This window comes from Bariatricus sp. SGI.154 (assembly GCF_050313795.1).
Taxonomy (GTDB): domain Bacteria; phylum Bacillota; class Clostridia; order Lachnospirales; family Lachnospiraceae; genus CAMBRQ01.
The window spans coordinates 13,787-31,143 of sequence record NZ_JBNPMC010000039.1 but is presented as its reverse complement, the minus strand read 5'-3'; the positions used below and the strand labels follow the sequence as shown (position 1 = coordinate 31,143).

At 44.4% G+C, this 17,357-nt stretch carries 14 protein-coding genes and 2 riboswitches; of the genes, 11 read left to right on the top strand and 3 right to left on the bottom strand.

Annotated elements, in window-relative coordinates:
• The first annotated feature begins 23 nt into the window (after positions 1-23).
• From ACQRBN_RS14500 to cytX, 7 genes are all read left to right on the top strand, one after another.
• Complete coding sequence (locus ACQRBN_RS14500) at positions 24-1,514, top strand: FGGY family carbohydrate kinase (RefSeq protein ID WP_427739731.1); 1,491 nt, start codon at positions 24-26, stop codon at positions 1,512-1,514.
• 47 nt (positions 1,515-1,561) lie between these two features.
• On the top strand, positions 1,562-2,662 hold the full coding sequence (locus tag ACQRBN_RS14495) for an acyltransferase domain-containing protein (RefSeq protein WP_427739730.1): 1,101 nt from the start codon (positions 1,562-1,564) through the stop codon (positions 2,660-2,662).
• A 23-nt stretch (positions 2,663-2,685) separates the two neighbouring features.
• On the top strand, positions 2,686-4,380 hold the full coding sequence (locus tag ACQRBN_RS14490; protein WP_427739729.1) for a DUF4091 domain-containing protein: 1,695 nt from the start codon (positions 2,686-2,688) through the stop codon (positions 4,378-4,380).
• 6 nt (positions 4,381-4,386) lie between these two features.
• Positions 4,387-4,497, top strand: a riboswitch (TPP riboswitch).
• 144 nt (positions 4,498-4,641) lie between these two features.
• On the top strand, positions 4,642-5,283 hold the full coding sequence (gene thiE / locus ACQRBN_RS14485; protein ID WP_427739728.1) for a thiamine phosphate synthase: 642 nt from the start codon (positions 4,642-4,644) through the stop codon (positions 5,281-5,283).
• Positions 5,280-5,954: an HAD family hydrolase gene (locus ACQRBN_RS14480; protein WP_427739726.1), complete on the top strand. Its 675-nt coding sequence runs from the start codon at positions 5,280-5,282 to the stop codon at positions 5,952-5,954. The genes thiE and ACQRBN_RS14480 overlap by 4 nt, the downstream gene beginning before the upstream one ends.
• A 139-nt stretch (positions 5,955-6,093) precedes the next feature.
• Positions 6,094-6,930 (top strand): bifunctional hydroxymethylpyrimidine kinase/phosphomethylpyrimidine kinase, encoded by an 837-nt coding sequence (gene thiD, locus ACQRBN_RS14475; RefSeq protein ID WP_427739725.1) that lies wholly within the window; start codon positions 6,094-6,096, stop codon positions 6,928-6,930.
• 2 nt (positions 6,931-6,932) lie between these two features.
• Positions 6,933-8,102, top strand: a complete 1,170-nt coding sequence (cytX, locus tag ACQRBN_RS14470; RefSeq protein ID WP_427739724.1) for a putative hydroxymethylpyrimidine transporter CytX — start codon at positions 6,933-6,935, stop codon at positions 8,100-8,102.
• Positions 8,103-8,529: 427 nt separating this feature from the next.
• On the opposite strand, the gene thiC is transcribed toward cytX, so the two are convergent.
• A complete protein-coding gene (gene thiC, locus ACQRBN_RS14465) occupies positions 8,530-9,834 on the bottom strand; it encodes a phosphomethylpyrimidine synthase ThiC (protein WP_427739723.1) in 1,305 nt (434 codons plus the stop codon).
• A 240-nt stretch (positions 9,835-10,074) separates the two neighbouring features.
• Positions 10,075-10,180: riboswitch (TPP riboswitch) on the bottom strand.
• A gap of 201 nt (positions 10,181-10,381) precedes the next feature.
• Between thiC and ACQRBN_RS14460 the strand changes: the two genes are divergently transcribed.
• Positions 10,382-11,692, top strand: coding sequence for a replication-associated recombination protein A (locus ACQRBN_RS14460; RefSeq protein WP_427739722.1), 1,311 nt, complete (start codon positions 10,382-10,384; stop codon positions 11,690-11,692).
• Positions 11,689-12,135: an MGMT family protein gene (locus tag ACQRBN_RS14455; RefSeq protein WP_427739733.1), complete on the top strand. Its 447-nt coding sequence runs from the start codon at positions 11,689-11,691 to the stop codon at positions 12,133-12,135. The genes ACQRBN_RS14460 and ACQRBN_RS14455 overlap by 4 nt, the downstream gene beginning before the upstream one ends.
• Before the next feature lie 51 nt (positions 12,136-12,186).
• Here ACQRBN_RS14455 and ACQRBN_RS14450 read toward each other — a convergent pair whose 3' ends face one another.
• A complete protein-coding gene (locus ACQRBN_RS14450; protein ID WP_427739721.1) occupies positions 12,187-13,092 on the bottom strand; it encodes a LysR family transcriptional regulator in 906 nt (301 codons plus the stop codon).
• A gap of 131 nt (positions 13,093-13,223) precedes the next feature.
• On the opposite strand from ACQRBN_RS14450, the gene ACQRBN_RS14445 reads away from it, so the two are divergent.
• Together ACQRBN_RS14445 and ACQRBN_RS14440 are read left to right on the top strand one after the other, a co-directional pair.
• Positions 13,224-14,573 carry an MATE family efflux transporter gene (locus tag ACQRBN_RS14445; protein ID WP_427739720.1) on the top strand — a complete coding sequence of 450 codons (1,350 nt, stop codon included), beginning with the start codon at positions 13,224-13,226 and terminating at the stop codon, positions 14,571-14,573.
• Positions 14,574-14,857: 284 nt separating this feature from the next.
• Complete coding sequence (locus ACQRBN_RS14440; protein ID WP_427739719.1) at positions 14,858-15,922, top strand: PD-(D/E)XK nuclease family transposase; 1,065 nt, start codon at positions 14,858-14,860, stop codon at positions 15,920-15,922.
• 123 nt (positions 15,923-16,045) lie between these two features.
• Here the strand turns inward: ACQRBN_RS14440 and ACQRBN_RS14435 are convergent, their stop codons facing one another.
• Positions 16,046-17,176 carry an ROK family transcriptional regulator gene (locus tag ACQRBN_RS14435; RefSeq protein ID WP_427739718.1) on the bottom strand — a complete coding sequence of 377 codons (1,131 nt, stop codon included), beginning with the start codon at positions 17,174-17,176 and terminating at the stop codon, positions 16,046-16,048.
• Positions 17,177-17,357: the final 181 nt, after the last annotated feature.

The following is a 17,357-nucleotide window of genomic DNA, read 5'->3' as shown; positions in this document are numbered from 1 at the left end:
AAGGATAGATAGGAGGAGCCAGGATGTGCCCGGGATATGAATATTTATTGGGGATAGATATAGGAAATACGAATACAAAATGTGTGGCATTATCTACATTGGGGCATGTCCTGGCTGTAGAGAGAATGGAGTCGGCTGTTGCATTTACGGTTGACAAAAGAGAATTGGATGGAGAACGCCTATGGCAGTTGGTACTTAAAATCTTACAGAAGACGGTGGCGAAAGTACGGATGGCATACCCGTTAGCAGAAGCGCTTGCCGTATCAGTTGCTGCGATGGGATGCAGAGCGATTCTATTGAATGAAAGAAAAGAACAAGTCTTTTTTCCGATAAGAAACGATGGGGGAAATGAGATGCACCGGGAATCCGTTTGTCTGCATACCGGATATCAAAGTAACTATGACAACCTCCGGCTTCAGATGATGCGTGCATATGCGGGACAGGAGGAGAGGATGGCTGAAATTGCCTATATCCTGCCGATAAGCGACTATATCATATATCGGCTGTGTGGCATCATGAGTATTTCTTATAATTCGGCAGGGTCTCTTTCTATGTTGGATATTCAGAAGAAGAACTGGTGGAGGGAGTTCCTGCCCTCGCGATATCTTGCTGAAAGTATATTCCTTCCGTTGGTGGAGAGTGGGAAAGCAATAGAGAAGATGGATTCCAGGGCAAGAAGAGCCGTTGGTATATCAGGCGATGTGACTGTAGTAAGTGGTGGGCAGGATTATCTGTGCGCGGTATTAGCAGGGGGCATGGAGTTAGAGAATCATATATTGGAAGTAATCGGAAGTTATGAGATGTTATCATGTATCTCTAAACGGTCCGGTATTCCCGGATCATATGCAGGCGTGACTGAATTCTGGGACCTTCACATCTATCCGGGATTGTTTTCACATACGCTGGAATGCCAGGGGGCTTTATGGCTGGAATGGCTTAGGAATGACGTTTTATCGACTGCTTATTACAGGATAGATGATAGAGAGTGGGAGTTAATGATCGAAGGGCTTAACGATCTGATCCTATCTCCCATTTTGCCTTTAGAATCTCTTTTCTTGCCGGAAGCAGATGATATTGAGTATCTTAGGTCTTATGCAGCGTCTTATATATGCAGGCTTAAAGGAGTAACCGGAAGATCAGCGCAGTTATTGTTGATGAGCAGCATTATCCAGGGGCTGAATCTAAAGGTGCGTATGATATTGGAAGAATGTTTGAAAGATGGAATCAGTCAATCTGTGCTTACGGTGTTGGGAGGTGGTGCGCGCAGCCATTACTGGATGGCAAATAAAGCGGATATTCTGGGTATCCCGATCCAGGTTCCCAATATTCCGGAGGCTTCAGCAGCGGGGGCGGCGATGCTTGCAGGAATAGGCGCAGGATGTTTTGAAAACTTTAAGGAGGCATCTGGAATATTGCAGGGAAGATCGGTGTCTGTCTACCAGCCCGATCCGGAACGTATCAGGCAGTGGGATGAGATATATCAGATGAAGTTTTTGCCATCATATAAGAGATGAGATGTGAAATAATTGTTTTAGACATAAATATATTATGAGGTGTGAGTATGACTGAGAATTATGAATTATGCCAGTACTATCTGGAATTCGATCAATCGTTTTGTGATAAATCAAGCGAAGCGCTCTGGAAAATGCTGAAAGACAGGACTGCAAGAAGTGAACTGGCAGAGATTGAGAGGCTGGTATTTTATTGCGAGGATATGGAAACGGCAGTGAAGGAATGCGAATGTCTGAAGACATATGCCAATCTTTTTTTGGGAGTGGATATAGATTTTGTGCTGGCGGCCGTGTTAATGTATATTGTGCCGGAGACAGTAAAGAAGATGAGAAACCGGGGGATTCGGGAAGAGATTATAGAGGCTACACTGAAGGACACCAAACTCTGGGTAGAGGATTATAGAAAGAAGACGGGGCGTGAAGGCATCGGGGAGACGGAATGGAATCTTAAAGTAATGACAGGAAGGGTTCTTCAATTGGGAAGACTGCAGTATGAAAGATGCCTTTTTCGCGAGCCTTATTATATTTATCGTAACCGGAGTACCGGAGAATGGAAGGTGATTGCAGAGGCGGGGCTGTCTGTGCGTAAAGATGGAAGACTCCAGGGAACGAATGGGAAAAGATGTGAAGATGGATACACGACCACACTTCGGATTGAGAACGGGATGTTATGGGGGAATATGTCGGATACCACGAATGGAGTTTTGATAGAAGAACCGGTGAGTATCTGTATGAAGGCTTATGAATTGCTGTTGGCACCGGGATTGCCTGTGATTAATATTCATATTCCGGCTACCGGTCCTCTTAGGGCAGAGGAAGTGAAAGCCTCATTTGGACAGGCAAAGCAGTTCTTTGCTGAGCATGGATATCCTGGTAATGTAGGGGTGTGTATCAGTTGGCTGATGGATGTAAACTTAAGTGAATTTGCGCCGGAATCAGGTAATATCTGCCAGTTTATGAGACGTTTTGAAAAATTCCCGGTTTTGTCTGAGATGCCGTCCGGAATGGATAGAATCTTCGGGGCTAATGGCAGCAAACTTAAGGTTAGTGATCTTCCCGAGAAGACAAAACTTCAGTCAGCGCTCAAATCATACCTGCTGCGTGGAGGTGCGATCTATGATACGGGAGGTATTCTGCAATTCAATGAATAGGAAAATATGTGGGGTGAGGAATCATGGAGGGATTTGAATTCTATCTAACGGATAGTCTGGCGAAGGTATTCGCTACCTGGAGACCCGCAGCAGCGGGGGAAATGTTTAAGATCAATATTTTTCAGGGTGAGGTGCCGGCAGTGCAACTTGTATATAAGAAAGAGCATGGGCATCAGGGCATGTCCTTGCAAAAGCATTTTGCTTATCGAATAGAAGGTGGTGTATTCTGTGCGCGGGTCAGGGATGTGGAGTTGGTGCCATCAACATTTCCATGTTATGAGGTTACGGATGACAATTATCTTACGTCAGAGCCAGGACTGTTCCCAGACTTGTTAAAGCCGCGCAGGAACAATGTAATCACGCCTATTGGAGGGCAGTATCGTTCACTATGGATTGACTTCCCGGATACGGGACAGATCCCGGCAGGGGAATATCTGATTGAGATTCTGATAGAAGACTTGGAAGAAAAGGAAAAAATAGTGGAAACATTATTTTTCAGGATAGAGGTAACAGGTGAGAGGCTTCCGGTGCAGACATTGATACATACGGAATGGTTTCATGCTGATTGCCTGGCTGACTACTATCATGTAGAAGTGTTCAGTGAAAAGCATTGGGAGATCCTGGAGCATCAGATTATGCTTGCAGGAAAAGAACTGGGGATTAACATGCTGTTAACGCCCGTATTTACGCCGCCGCTGGATACAGACGTAGGAGGAAAACGTACGACCGTGCAGTTGGTAGATATCACGAGGCAGGACGGAAGATATTTCTTCGGATTCGAAAGGCTTACGCGATGGTGTGCTATCTGTAGGAGGGCAGGAATCGGCCACATAGAAATTCCGCATCTTTTTACGCAGTGGGGAGCAAAGGCAACACCGAATATCTATGGAAAGGAAGCGGGGGAAGAAAAGCAGTTCTTTGGATGGCATGTGGCAGCGGACAGTGAAGAGTACCGTAGATTCCTGGAGGATTTCCTTCCGGCTTTGCAGAGGGAACTGGCAGGCTTGGGGTATGACAGAGAGCATGTGTATTTCCATATATCAGATGAACCGGAGCAAGAGCATCTTGAAAGTTATCGAAAGGCGACAGAGAGAGTGGCGGATCTGTTGGACGGATGGCAGATTGTGGATGCGCTTAGTGATTATTCCTTTTATGAACAGGGATTGATCAAGCATCCGATTCCAGCCAATAATCGGATACAGCCATTTGTGGAGCATGGGGTTCCTGATCTCTGGGTATATTATTGCTGCGCGCAGTACAAAGAAGTGCCAAATCGGTTCTTTGCCATGCCAAGTGCCAGAAACCGGATTATGGGAGTGCTGATGTATCTCTATCGTATTAAGGGATTCTTGCACTGGGGGTATAATTTTTATAATTCGCAGTATTCCGTGGAACATATAGATCCTTTTTTGAATACACATGCGGGGTATGCATTCCCGTCGGGCGATACATTTCTCGTCTATCCGGGAATGGATGGAAAGCCGTGGTCATCAATTCGGGCGGAAGTGCAGAGGGAAGGAATCTATGATTATCTTGCGCTGATGAGACTGGAGGAGATGATTGGAAGAGAGAGGACAGTAGCGTTGGTGATGGAAGGAGAGAGATGTGAGTTTACATTCGAAAGTTATCCGACAGATCCTGGATATTTCTGTCGGTTACGGGCGAGGGTTGCCGAAGAGATGAAAAGAAGATTGCAAAATCATGTTTTCGTAGTATAATAAATATGACAACAAAAGGGGAGCCTGTAAGGATTAGGCTGAGAGTGGGCTGATACCGCCCTTACCCATGAACCTGATTTGGATAATGCCAACGTAGGGATATAACGTGTGTAAGATAACGGATATGCTGTACATGGCATATCCGTTTTTGGGGACGGGGGTTTTTTAGATTTCCCCCGTCCCCAATTAAAATAAGGGTGTCCCCAATTGAATTTGCCCTGTCCCTAATTGAGTGACGGGGTGAAAAGTTAGGAGTTTACTATGAGATGTAAGAAGGAAGATATGCTGCTCTATGCAGTCACAGACAGATCCTGGTTGAATGGCGAGACGCTGTACAGCCAGGTTAAGAAGGCTTTGGACGGCGGTGTAACCTTTATCCAGTTAAGAGAGAAGGAATTGGATGAGGAACACTTCCTGGAAGAAGCGAAGGAGATTAAGGCGTTATGTAGAGAATATGGAGTCCCATTCGTAATCAATGATAATGTTGATATTGCGATTGCAGCAGATGCGGATGGCGTGCATGTCGGTCAAAGTGATATGGAAGCCGGGGATGTGCGTAAACGACTCGGACCGGATAAGATTATCGGAGTTACTGCCAAGACGGTAGAACAGGCATTGCTTGCGGAACAAAGAGGGGCAGATTACCTTGGTGTGGGAGCCGTGTTCCATACGAGTTCCAAAGCAGATGCGAAAGGAATCAGCCATGAGACATTAAAAGAGATCTGTGAGGCCGTCAGCATTCCGGTGGTTGCCATAGGCGGAATCAGTAAGGAGAATGTATCGCAGCTTGCTGGAAATGGCATGAGTGGAATTGCGGTAATCAGTGCGATCTTTGCACAGCCGGATATTGAAGCGGCGGCTTCGGAATTGAAAGAACTAACCGCAAAGATGGTGAAGGCATGATAAAAGGGGCAATCTTTGATGTGGATGGAACACTTCTGGATTCTACGCAGATATGGGATGACGCGGCATCGCGATATCTGGTTCAGATGGGAATTACGCCGGAACCAGAACTTGGGAAAATCCTATTTCCAATGAGCGTGAAAGAAGGGGCAGAATATCTGAAGAAACGGTATTTTCTGCACCAGGACTGTGAGCGGATTGCAGAGGATGTGCTTAGGGTAGTTAAAGACTTCTATGTAAATGAAGCGCCGCTGAAGAATGGTGCGGCAGAATTCCTGGGTCAGTTGGCGGATAAGGGAATTCCAATGGTGGTAGCGACATCCAGTGAGAAAATGTATATCAGGGCGGCTTTTGAAAGGCATAACATTTTAAAATATTTCCGAAAGATTTATACTTGTTCAGAGGTTGGAGCGGGAAAGAGTAAACCCATTATCTATCATAGGGCAGCAGAAGAATTAGGAACAATCCCGGAAGAGACCTATGTATTCGAGGACGCTTTGCATGCAATCCGTACAGCAGCAGATGCAGGGTTTCGGACAGTTGGAGTCTATGATCGTTTCAGTGAGGCGGATCAGGATGCAATCAGAGGCCTGGCAGATGTCTATCTATTGAATATGACGAAGTTACAGGATTTCTGGAAACAAATCGGGAATACGCATCTGGACCTATAGGTTCAGTGTACTGTTATTTTAAATAAAGATGATACCGAATAAAATAATACTGTGTACCAGATGCTTTATCCAGCGGCAGATTGGGGGCACCACCTTTTGTCGCTATAGAAAATTAATGCATAAGAAAAGGAGAATGAATATGAGAACAGCATTAACAATCGCTGGCAGTGATTCCAGCGGAGGCGCCGGTATCCAGGCAGATATTAAGACAATGATCAGCAATGGCGTATATGCCATGAGTGCGATCACGGCCTTAACCGCACAGAATACTACCGGTGTAACAGGGATTATGGAGGTAACTCCGGAATTTTTAGAAGACCAGATTGACAATATATTTACAGATATCTATCCGGATGCAGTCAAGATCGGCATGGTATCAGTAAGTCCACTGATTACGACGATTGCTGAGAAATTAAAAGAATACGATGCAAAAAATATTGTGGTCGACCCGGTTATGGTGGCAACCAGCGGTTCAAAATTAATCAGTGATGATGCAATTGAGACATTAAAGGAATATCTTCTTCCAATGGCATGTGTACTGACTCCGAATATCCCAGAAGCAGAAGTGCTTTCCGATATGCTGATTAAGTCAGAGGAGGATATGATTGCAGCGGCAAAAGTCATCAGCGAGACTTACCACTGTGCGGTTCTCCTAAAAGGCGGACATCAGTTGAATGACGCTAATGACCTGTTGTACCGTGATGGAGGTTACAAATGGTTCTATGGCAAACGTATTGATAATCCGAATACACACGGAACTGGATGTACCCTGTCCAGTGCAATTGCATCCAATCTGGCAAAGGGCTTCGACCTGGATACTTCTGTGGAGCGTGCGAAAGCGTACATCTCAGGAGCGCTTGGAGCAATGCTGGATCTGGGACACGGCAGCGGTCCGATGAATCATGGATTCGACATGACTGGCGAATATGTGAAGATGGCTGGTGAATATGTGAAAACGGCTGGGGAGGTACAGTAATTATGGAAGAGAAACGTACCTCGATATTTGAAAATGGAATGATATGGTTCGGTGCAGGAGTCTCTATTGCTGAGATTCTGACCGGTACATATCTGGCACCGTTAGGATTTGGCAAAGGTTTAGCCACCATTATTATCGGACATATCATAGGCTGTCTGATGCTTTTCCTTGCCGGGGTCATCGGCGGAATGGCAAGAAGAAGTGCGATGGAGACGGTCAAGATGAGTTTCGGGCAGAAGGGAAGCCTCCTGTTCTCTGTGTTGAATGTACTACAGCTTGTGGGATGGACGGCCATTATGATCTATGATGGAGCACTGGCAGCAGATGGTGTTTTAAGCACGGGAAAATGGGTATGGTGCCTGGTAATCGGTGCATTAATTGTACTTTGGATTCTGATTGGCATTACGAATCTTGGTAAGGTTAATGTTGTCGCCATGACTGCATTATTTATACTGACATTGATTCTGTGCAAGGTGATTTTCTTTGACAGCGGAGCCGTGGGAATGGCGGCAGATGACAGCATGACATTCGGTGCGGCAGTAGAGTTATCTGTAGCAATGCCATTATCTTGGCTTCCGTTAATCAGTGATTATACAAGAGAAGCCAAAGAGCCGATAAAGGCAACGGCTGTAAGTGCGATAGTATATGGCGTAGTCAGCTGCTGGATGTACGTGATAGGTATGGGTGCTGCGATTTATACCGGAGAATATGACATTGCCCAGATTATGGTGAAAGCAGGACTTGGCATCGTTGGATTACTGATTATCATATTTTCAACGGTTACAACGACATTCCTGGATGCTTATTCAGCTGGAATTTCCAGTGAATCCATTGTCGCTAAGTTAAATGGAAAGCATGTGGCAATTGTAGTAACAGTGATCGGAACGGTGGCTGCGATTGTGTATCCGATGGATAATATTACGGATTTCCTGTATCTGATTGGTTCTGTATTTGCACCGATGATCGCGATTCAGATTGCAGACTTCTTTATTCTAAAGAGGGATAACAGCAGGAGCGTGGTTAATGTACCAAATATGGTGGTATGGGTAGTCGGATTTGTTGTGTACCGGGTGCTGATGAATATTGATATGGTGGTGGGAAATACACTGCCGGATATGGTGATAACGATTGTGTTGTGTTTGATTGTAAGTAAAGTCGTGAAGAAGGATTAAGGTAGGAATTTGTTGTAGAAAAATAGATTGTTGGGTGTGTACGGTGAAGGAGGAGAATCAGTGTGGTTCTGAGACCGGGGCGTTTCGTTAAGAATCCGTAACCGTAAAAATACCAGCAGATTGGCAACCGAGTACACTCACTCCGAAATCTTGATGATTTCGCAGTTCGGGTACTTTTTCGCCTTTGACGTGTAGTCAAAGCCTCATGCCAATCTGCTGGTATTTTTACGCTAACGGCTTCTAGAACTCACTTGACGGCCTCCGAGCCACACCGATTCTTCTCCTTCGCCTGACAATTCCATAATCTCAAGGTTTTCTCCATTGGGAGGATTCTGGCAAGAGTGCGTGGGAAGGAGCGTGCTTTGGCTCAAAATTGCATACCCAAGAAAGCCCCAAGAGTCCTCAAAAATTATGATTAAAATTCCTTTTATTCCATAATATCTACATCTTCTCCGCGAAGTATTTTATTAATATTTCGTACTGCGCACATTTTCCCGCACATCGTACACGTATCTTCCCGTTCCGGTGTAGATTCTTTGCGATACCGTCTGGCTTTCTCACTATCGATTGCCAGATCAAACTGCTTCTCCCAGTCAAGGTTACGTCTTGCCTCGCTCATCTCAAAGTCCCAGTCAGCGGCGCCCGGAAGTCCTTTGGCAACATCTGCGGCATGGGCAGCGATGCGGGATGCAATAATGCCTTCTTTTACATCTTCCAGCGTAGGAAGGCGTAAATGTTCTGCCGGTGTAACATAGCAGAGGAAAGCAGCTCCATATGTAGCGGCGATTGCTCCGCCGATAGCAGCGGTAATGTGGTCATATCCAGGAGCAACATCTGTAACCAATGGTCCAAGTACATAGAAAGGCGCACCTTTGCAGATGGTTTTCTGAATCTCCATATTCGCCTGAATCTGGTTCAAAGGCATATGTCCGGGCCCTTCGATCATAACCTGAACGTCTTTCTCCCAGGCTCTTGTAGTCAATTCGCCCAATGTCACAAGTTCCTCTATCTGAGGGATGTCGCCGGCGTCAGCGATACTTCCAGGTCTGCATGCATCGCCAAGGCTTAAAGTAACATCATACTGCTGGCAGATTTCCAGAATCTCATCGTAACGTTCATAGAATGGATTCTCCTGTCCGGTTAATTCCATCCATGCGAAAATGATAGAGCCGCCGCGGGATACGATATTCGTGTGGCGTTTGGATTTTTTGAAACGTGCGGCAGTATCACGGTTGATTCCGCAGTGGATGGTCATAAAGTCAACGCCGTCTTCCGCGTGCATTCTTACGATATCAATCCATTCATCGGAGGTGATGGATTTTAATGCTTTGTTATAATATACGACAGCATCGTAGATTGGCACGGTTCCGATAATCGCCGGACATTCTTGAGTAAGTTTCCGGCGAAATACCTTGGTATCGCCAAAAGAGCTTAAGTCCATGATGGATTCTGCGCCCATGTTAACGGCTTCCATCACTTTCGCAAGTTCCACATCCAGATCCAGGCAGTCCCGGGAGGTGCCGAGATTAACATTGATCTTGGTTTTTAACATACTGCCGATTCCGTAAGGCTTTAGACAGGTGTGGTTCTTGTTAGCAGGAATGGCAATCTTGCCCTCCGCAACTAATTTTCTTAATTCTTCAACATTCATGTTTTCATAGGAAGCAACTGCCTCCATCTGTGGGGTGATGATACCCTTGCGGGCAGCATTCATCTGAGTTGTGTACTCCATGATATATCCTCTCCATTCTTAAGATTGTCGTGTACCTGGGATATTTGTGTGATGTAAGCCGGCTGTTGATGCGTTCATATTTGTGAGACTTTATAAAGGATAACAGTGGCAATATACCGGCTGGAAATATGAGTAATCACTTACAGAACTTGCCACCGGCAGTTCCCTCCGGAGGTTTCGGCAACAAAAAACGGGAGATACTGCCGAAGCGGTATATCCCGTGTATTTGTATGTTCTAAACAAATATGTGAAATATTTCCCTACGTTGGCATTATCCAAATCAGGTACAAGGTCGAAACGCGCTAGTTTCCTCTCAGCCCTTCTAAGAGCTCCCTTAATATTTATATTGTAACTGATACCATTATAGGAGATAGAAGTGATGCTGTCAAATGTTTTTACATGCTGCGAAGATATATGGCAGAGATCTGGGGGCATCGCATATCTAGCGGTAGACTTAAGCCTTGGGATGAGGCAAAAATCTCCTTGTAAAGTATAAAGGAGGAGAGTATAATAAAGAAGAACATACGTTCTTGAAAGAGGGATTGATATGGAACAGATGACATTGTTTGATGACAGGAGGCAGACGGTGCCTTTGGCAAGCAGGTTGCGCCCAACGACGCTTGAAGAGTTTGCAGGTCAGGAACATTTGCTGGGAAAAGGGAAGATGCTCCGGCAGTTGATCGAAAAAGACCAGATATCTTCTATGATATTCTGGGGGCCGCCTGGAGTTGGGAAGACAACGCTTGCTAGTATTATTGCCAGTAAGACGAAGGCGGATTTCATTAATTTCAGTGCCGTGACCAGTGGAATTAAAGAGATTAAAGAAGTGATGAAACAGGCGGAAGATAGCCGTAGGATGGGGATTCGTACGGTTCTGTTTGTGGATGAGATTCATAGGTTTAACAAGGCGCAGCAGGATGCGTTTCTTCCGTTTGTAGAGAAGGGAAGCATTATTCTGATAGGCGCTACGACAGAGAATCCGTCTTTTGAGGTAAATGCGGCGCTTTTGTCCAGATGCCGTGTTTTTGTGCTGAAAGCCTTGGATGAGCGGGATCTGATGAAGGTGCTGGAGCATGCGTTAAAGAGTCCGGCAGGGTTCGGTGATCAGAATGTACAGATGACGGAGCAACAGTTGAAGGCTGTGGCTGCATTTGCCAATGGGGATGCGAGAACGGCGCTTAATACGTTAGAGATGGCGGTACTTAACGGGGAGATTAGTGCGGAGGGCATTGTGGTCACAGATGAAGGACTGGAACAGTGCATTAGCAGGAAATCTTTGCTTTATGATAAGAATGGGGAGGAACACTATAATCTGATATCAGCGCTGCATAAGTCCATGCGTAACAGCGATCCGGATGCGGCGATTTACTGGATGTGCAGGATGTTAGAGGGCGGAGAGAATCCTTTGTATATTGCAAGACGGCTTGTTCGGTTTGCCAGTGAGGATATCGGGATGGCGGACAGTCATGCGCTGCAAGTAGCGGTTGCGGCTTATCAGGCATGTCATTTCCTGGGGATGCCGGAGTGTGATGTGCATCTGACTCATGCGGTGACCTATCTTTCTATGGCACCGAAATCCAATGCGCTCTATGTGGCGTGTGAAGTATGCAAGAAGGACGTGAAGAATCTGCGGGCAGAGCCAGTTCCACTGCAGCTTCGCAATGCACCTACGAATCTTATGAAGGAACTGAATTATGGCAAAGGTTATGAATATGCTCATGATACGGAGGAAAAACTAACACATATGCAGTGTATGCCGGAGTCTTTGAAGGATAGGAAGTATTATAGGCCTACGACTCAGGGAGAGGAAAAAGCAGTAAAGGCAAGGCTGGAGGAGATAGAGGCGTGGAAGAGATGAATACTTTTGAAAAGATATATAATGTGATCCGGCAGATTCCGGAAGGAAAGGTAGCGTCCTATGGACAGATTGCCGAACTTGCCGGGAATCGCCGCTGGTCCAGGGTAGTTGGATATGCATTACACGCGGTTCCGGATGGAAGCGATATCCCATGTCATCGTGTGGTGACGAAAGATGGACGGGTATCCCGTGCTTTTGAAAGTTGCGAAAGTATCCGGAAGGAACTGCCAGTAGAAGGGCTTGTAGGTTGCCAAGGCATCCGGAAGGAACTGCCAGTGGCAGGTCCTGTAGGTTGCCAAAGCATTCGGAGGAAGCTGCCAGTGGCAGGTTCCGGAGATGCAGAGGGGAACCGGCAGGTAAAGTTGTTGGAAGAAGAAGGCGTGGAATTTATAGACGGACATGTAGATATGAAGAAGTATCAGTGGAAGAAAAGGGTATTATGACGTTTGGAAGATTATTCCAAATTGTCTGATAAATTTGATGTGATCTTCTCCCTATCGCATTATGGATTGCGCGTATTCTAACAATAGTTTTTTCAGTTCTCTGGCGGCAGCGCTTAAAGGATGATTCTCATTCTGTATGAAATAGATTTCTCGGCTGGGAATAGGCGTGGTTAATGGAATCTTGAAAACGGATTCCGATTTTAACGCCTCGACAGCATATATTTCAGGAATAAAACCAAAGCCGAGATTATTTTTTATCATTGGAAGAATCTGGTCAGTGGTTGCCGCTACAAACTCTGGCTCCATCAGGAGTTTGTGGCGTTGATAAAATTTCTCATAAAAACGATAGGTCATCGTATCTTCCCCAAGGCAAATCAATGGATATTTCGAAAGTTCTATTAATGACAGAGGCGTATTTTTCAGATGTGAAAAACTGGCTCCGGCAATCGGAATATCCGTGAAAGTAAGAAGAGATTCTGACAACAGCGGCTTGGCAATATCTGCCGGAGCAGCTACAACGGAGAAATCCACGACTCCATCTCTGGCAGAAATCAGTGCCTGGGTGGTCAGATGATTGATAATACGGACTCGGATACCGGGGTAGGCTTTTTTAAAATGGCTTAGTACCGGAAGCAGTAGCATGCGCAGACCTGTCTCACTGGCGCCGATTGTAACAACTCCATTTTGTAACTCGGATGTTTTTAATATCTCGTTTTCAGCAAGTTGGATCTGATGGACGGCAATTTTTAAATGGGAGTATAATTGTTCGCCCTCTGGCGTCAAGGATATCCCGCGATTGGAACGCACGATAAGATTACAGCCGAATTCATGTTCCATCAGTTTGATGGTCCGTGTAATATTGGGCTGGTTATTGCAGAGAACCTCAGCTGCCCGAGTCAGATTCTTATATTTTGCTACATAATAAAAAATGCGATAGTATTCATAATTGATGTTCATGTTTATCACCCTTTGATATATCAAAAATACATGATAAATATATAAATGATATATTTTACATATTTCCATACAGAAAGTATAATATACGTTGGTCAAAAAAGCAAATGTTAAAGTTCTGGGGGTAGAAAACGATGAATAAAGATCTGACGGTGGGAAAGCCGGAAACAGTCTTATGGAAATTCTGCCTGCCATTATTTGGGAGTATTGTATTTCAACAGTTGTACAATATTGCGGATAGTCTTGTGGCAGGGAAATTTGTAGGAGAGAATGCACTGGCAGCAGTAGGCAACAGTTATGAGATTACGCTGATTTTTATTGCCTTTGCTTTTGGGTCTAATATTGGATGTTCCGTTATTGTATCGCAGCTTTTTGGTGCAAAGCAATATAAGAATATGAAGACAGCGGTTTATACAGCATTGATTTCAAGCGCAGTTTTATGTGCGGTATTGATGCTGATCGGAATCGTAGGCTGCAGCGGATTGCTGGAATTGATACATACACCTGGGGAAATCTTCTCGGATTCGAAACTTTATCTGGACATTTATATCTGGGGACTTCCGTTTTTGTTCTTTTATAATATTGCAACAGGGATTTTCTCCGCTCTTGGAGATTCAAGGACACCATTTATATTCCTTGCAGTTTCCTCCACTTCTAATATTCTGGTTGATATCTGGTTTGTGGTTTCATTTCAGATGGGGGTTGCAGGTGTTGCCTGGGCAACATTCATTTGCCAGGGCATCAGTTGTATATTAGCGATTATAGTAGTGCTCAGACGTCTTGCAAAGATTCAGACAAAGGAAAAGGCAGCCGTGTTTTCTTTTAGATTATTTAAAAAGATTGCAGTGATCGCTATTCCAAGCATTTTACAACAGAGTTTTATTTCCATTGGAAATATTATTATTCAAGGTGTTATCAACAACTTTGGTGCAGGTGTCATCGCAGGTTATGCCGCGTCAGTGAAACTGAATAATCTGGTTATTACGTCTTTCACGACGCTTGCGAATGGAATTTCCAATTATACTGCCCAGAATATAGGTGCCCAGATTATGCCTCGGATTAAAGAAGGCTTCAAAGCGGGGATTAAGATTGTATGGACGTTGTGTATACCGATTGTAGCATTGTATATGCTTGCAAGTGGCGTGCTTGTTAATTTCTTTATGAATGAGCCATCTGAGACGGCACTGGTGACAGGCGTTCAGTTCTTGCACATCTTGACACCGTTCTATTTTGTTGTGTCGGTGAAACTTGTGGCGGATGGTATCCTTCGTGGCGCAGGCCTTATGAAGCAGTTTATGGTTGCGACTTTTACGGATCTGATACTCAGGGTCGTGCTTGCAATTATTTTGTCGGGACAGTTCGGATCCATCGGTATATGGTGTGCATGGCCGATTGGATGGAGCATTGGTATGATGATGTCTCTTATGTTTTATCGGAAAGGTCCATGGAATAAGAATAAAGAAGATATAATGGATTTCGAATAGATTAGGAATCTGAATTTGTAAAAATTAATTACAGAATCATTGAGGTTGGTTGAAATGAAAAGGGGGAACTGTCAGGAATGATAGTTCCTTTTTTTGATGGGCACTAATTGTAGAAAAATGTCGAACGAAAAAACTTGTATTTATTTCATGCATTTGATAGTCTGTATTTAATCTTAGAAAAGACGTTCTGATTTTCTGATGAATCTAAACCGTAAGGTATCCCGGCTTTCGCCTGGAAACATGTATCCATTATGATTTATAAAATGAGATAGGAGAGACTGTGTATGACGAGCAAGTTACAAGTGTATTTCCCAATGATAAAGAGCCGGAATGAAGTGCTGGCTGAGATATATGCAAGTGAGAAACTGAAAGAGATTTTTGAAGGTTGGGATGAATCTTCCCGGGAGGAATTTCTGGATTTTTGTACCGGCGTGCGAGGAGTGAAGATGCTTTATGATTTTTGTGCAAAAGCGCTGCTGGATCCGGAGATCTATCCGGAACGGCTGGAGGAACTCATATCCCTGCTGCTTGGCATGAAGGTAAAGATTCTTAAGGTGCTTCCTAACGATAACAGCCGTATTGCGGACGAATCTTCGCTGCTTTTGATGGATATTGTTGTGCAGCTGGAAGACGGTAGCATTGCGAATGTTGAGATTCAGAAGATTGGATATGCATTCCCAGGAGAACGAAGCGCCTGCTATTCGGCAGATCTGCTGCTTCGACAGTATAAGATGGTAAGAAGCAAAGCAACCAAAGATACCTTCTCTTACCGTCAGATCAAAAGTGTCTATACAATTGTATTGTTTGAGAAGAGTCCAAGTGAATTCAGGGCATTTCCACACAATTATATACATAATTTCCAGCAGACATCTGATACAGGATTGAAACTGGATCTTCTACAGAAATTCGTCTTCGTTTCGCTTGACATCTATCAGAAAAACAATCACAATAAAGGCATAGAAACACGGCTGGATGCATGGCTGATGTTCTTGAGCAGCGACCATCCGGAGGATGTGATTGCATTGATCGAGAAATATCCGGCCTTCCGAGCCATGTATGAGCAGATTTACGAGATCTGTCAGAATATCGAGAAGGTGATGGAGATGTTTTCAAAGGAATTATACGAGATGGATCGTAATACAGTGCGTTATATGATTGATGAGATGCAGAATGAGATTGATCGGCAGAAAGTTGAGATTGAAAAGAAAGATTCTGAGATAAATCAGCAGAAGAGTACCCTTGCTGAGAAAGTTTTCGAGTTAAGTCAAATGAGTTCCGAATTAGAACAGAAAACCCATGCGCTTCAGGAAGCCTTAAAGCGTATTGAAGAGTTGGAAAATCAAAAATAACTTATTAAAATACCACCTGCATTTGGGTGAAAGTGAAAGGCAAAACCCCACATGCAGGTGTATCATCTATTTTCTGATTACCGGAACCCAGATCTCACTGCGATAATCAGCACTGGTTTATTCTTAGATTGTCTTTAAGAATTCTTCAATATAATACAGTGCAGCCCCGGTGGCAGGAGCCAGTTGCCCATAATGATTGACGCAAATACTGCCTTTTTCCAGCCCGAATGGTGCGATTTCCTGCACCATATGTTCTAACAATTCAATATCTTCCGGCACAAGCCAAGGAGCAAGGAATCCGCTCAGAATTACCTGACAGTCCAAAACCACCGTCAGATTGCGGATGGCAAACGCAAGATGCTGAAGATAGGTATGCCAGATCGAAATTTGCTTCTTCTGTCCTTTTCTAAGTTTGCGAAAAAAGCCTTCCAGTTCTTCTCCAGCTGCCTGTTTCAGACTGTCGGCAGAGCAATAAGTCTCCAAGCACCCTTTCTTGCCGCAGTAACACTTCGGACCATTTGGGTCAAGGCAGAGATGTTCGAGAGAACCGCCCCGCATGCCGAGTCCGGTCTGAATCTTGCGGTCGATGATGACAGCACCGCCAAAGTTCCGGTTCAGGATGAAGACCAGGGCATCTTTGATATCTTTTTGGCTCCATAATTCCACATAAGCGGTAGCAGTAGAGTCGTGTTCCAGCCGACAGGGATAAGGAATGAATTGCTCGAACATCTTAAGTGACATCCCTGTGCAATTCATAAGAGTCCCATAACTGATGATCTGTCTGTCAGGAGAAGTGTGCCCCTGGATGGCAATGCCGACTCCCAGAATATTTTCTTTCAATGGTCCTAATGTATCGATAAAAGTTGCCAGATGATTTCCGACCTGTTCACAGTAGTCCAGGGAGAATGAGAATGCGATGGGAACGGTTTCCTTTTTCAGGATATTGCCGTACAGGTCAATGGCAACCAGATGGAACATTTCTTTTAATATATCTATACCAACCGAGATTCTGGCAGTTGCGACAATACTGATTGCATTGGCTTTGCGGCCGCCGGTGGAACGGTATTGTCCGCTTTTTTCGATAAATCCCTCTTCTTCTAATATCTTAAGATTGTGGGTGACGGTTGTTAGACTCATCTGTAATTCCTGGGCAATCAATTGTTTCGAAACAGACTGCTGGTCATAGATAAACTGATACACTTTGCTTTTATTGATTTTCTTAACTTCCAGAGTGGTCATTCCGGTATTGTTCATAATAAACCTCCAAGAAGAACTTATGTATAAGTATTATTCATAACTATAATAATGCATTTTTCTTTATTATGCAATTGAATGGCCATAAAATTATATATTGTTGTAAATAATACACAAAAAATGAAGTGTATATTTAGAGAAAAAGTCAATTGAATTTCTCGATAAAAAAGAATATATTTAA

What these genes read in the sequence shown, in the direction of transcription:
- ACQRBN_RS14500 (WP_427739731.1), top strand. Translation starts at nt 24, where the DNA reads ATGTGCCCGGGATATGAATATTTATTGGGGATAGATATAGGAAATACG.
- ACQRBN_RS14495 (WP_427739730.1), top strand. Translation starts at nt 1,562, where the DNA reads ATGACTGAGAATTATGAATTATGCCAGTACTATCTGGAATTCGATCAA.
- ACQRBN_RS14490 (WP_427739729.1), top strand. Translation starts at nt 2,686, where the DNA reads ATGGAGGGATTTGAATTCTATCTAACGGATAGTCTGGCGAAGGTATTC.
- thiE (WP_427739728.1), top strand. Translation starts at nt 4,642, where the DNA reads ATGAGATGTAAGAAGGAAGATATGCTGCTCTATGCAGTCACAGACAGA.
- ACQRBN_RS14480 (WP_427739726.1), top strand. Translation starts at nt 5,280, where the DNA reads ATGATAAAAGGGGCAATCTTTGATGTGGATGGAACACTTCTGGATTCT.
- thiD (WP_427739725.1), top strand. Translation starts at nt 6,094, where the DNA reads ATGAGAACAGCATTAACAATCGCTGGCAGTGATTCCAGCGGAGGCGCC.
- cytX (WP_427739724.1), top strand. Translation starts at nt 6,933, where the DNA reads ATGGAAGAGAAACGTACCTCGATATTTGAAAATGGAATGATATGGTTC.
- thiC (WP_427739723.1), bottom strand. Translation starts at nt 9,834, where the DNA reads ATGGAGTACACAACTCAGATGAATGCTGCCCGCAAGGGTATCATCACC.
- ACQRBN_RS14460 (WP_427739722.1), top strand. Translation starts at nt 10,382, where the DNA reads ATGGAACAGATGACATTGTTTGATGACAGGAGGCAGACGGTGCCTTTG.
- ACQRBN_RS14455 (WP_427739733.1), top strand. Translation starts at nt 11,689, where the DNA reads ATGAATACTTTTGAAAAGATATATAATGTGATCCGGCAGATTCCGGAA.
- ACQRBN_RS14450 (WP_427739721.1), bottom strand. Translation starts at nt 13,092, where the DNA reads ATGAACATCAATTATGAATACTATCGCATTTTTTATTATGTAGCAAAA.
- ACQRBN_RS14445 (WP_427739720.1), top strand. Translation starts at nt 13,224, where the DNA reads ATGAATAAAGATCTGACGGTGGGAAAGCCGGAAACAGTCTTATGGAAA.
- ACQRBN_RS14440 (WP_427739719.1), top strand. Translation starts at nt 14,858, where the DNA reads ATGACGAGCAAGTTACAAGTGTATTTCCCAATGATAAAGAGCCGGAAT.
- ACQRBN_RS14435 (WP_427739718.1), bottom strand. Translation starts at nt 17,176, where the DNA reads ATGAACAATACCGGAATGACCACTCTGGAAGTTAAGAAAATCAATAAA.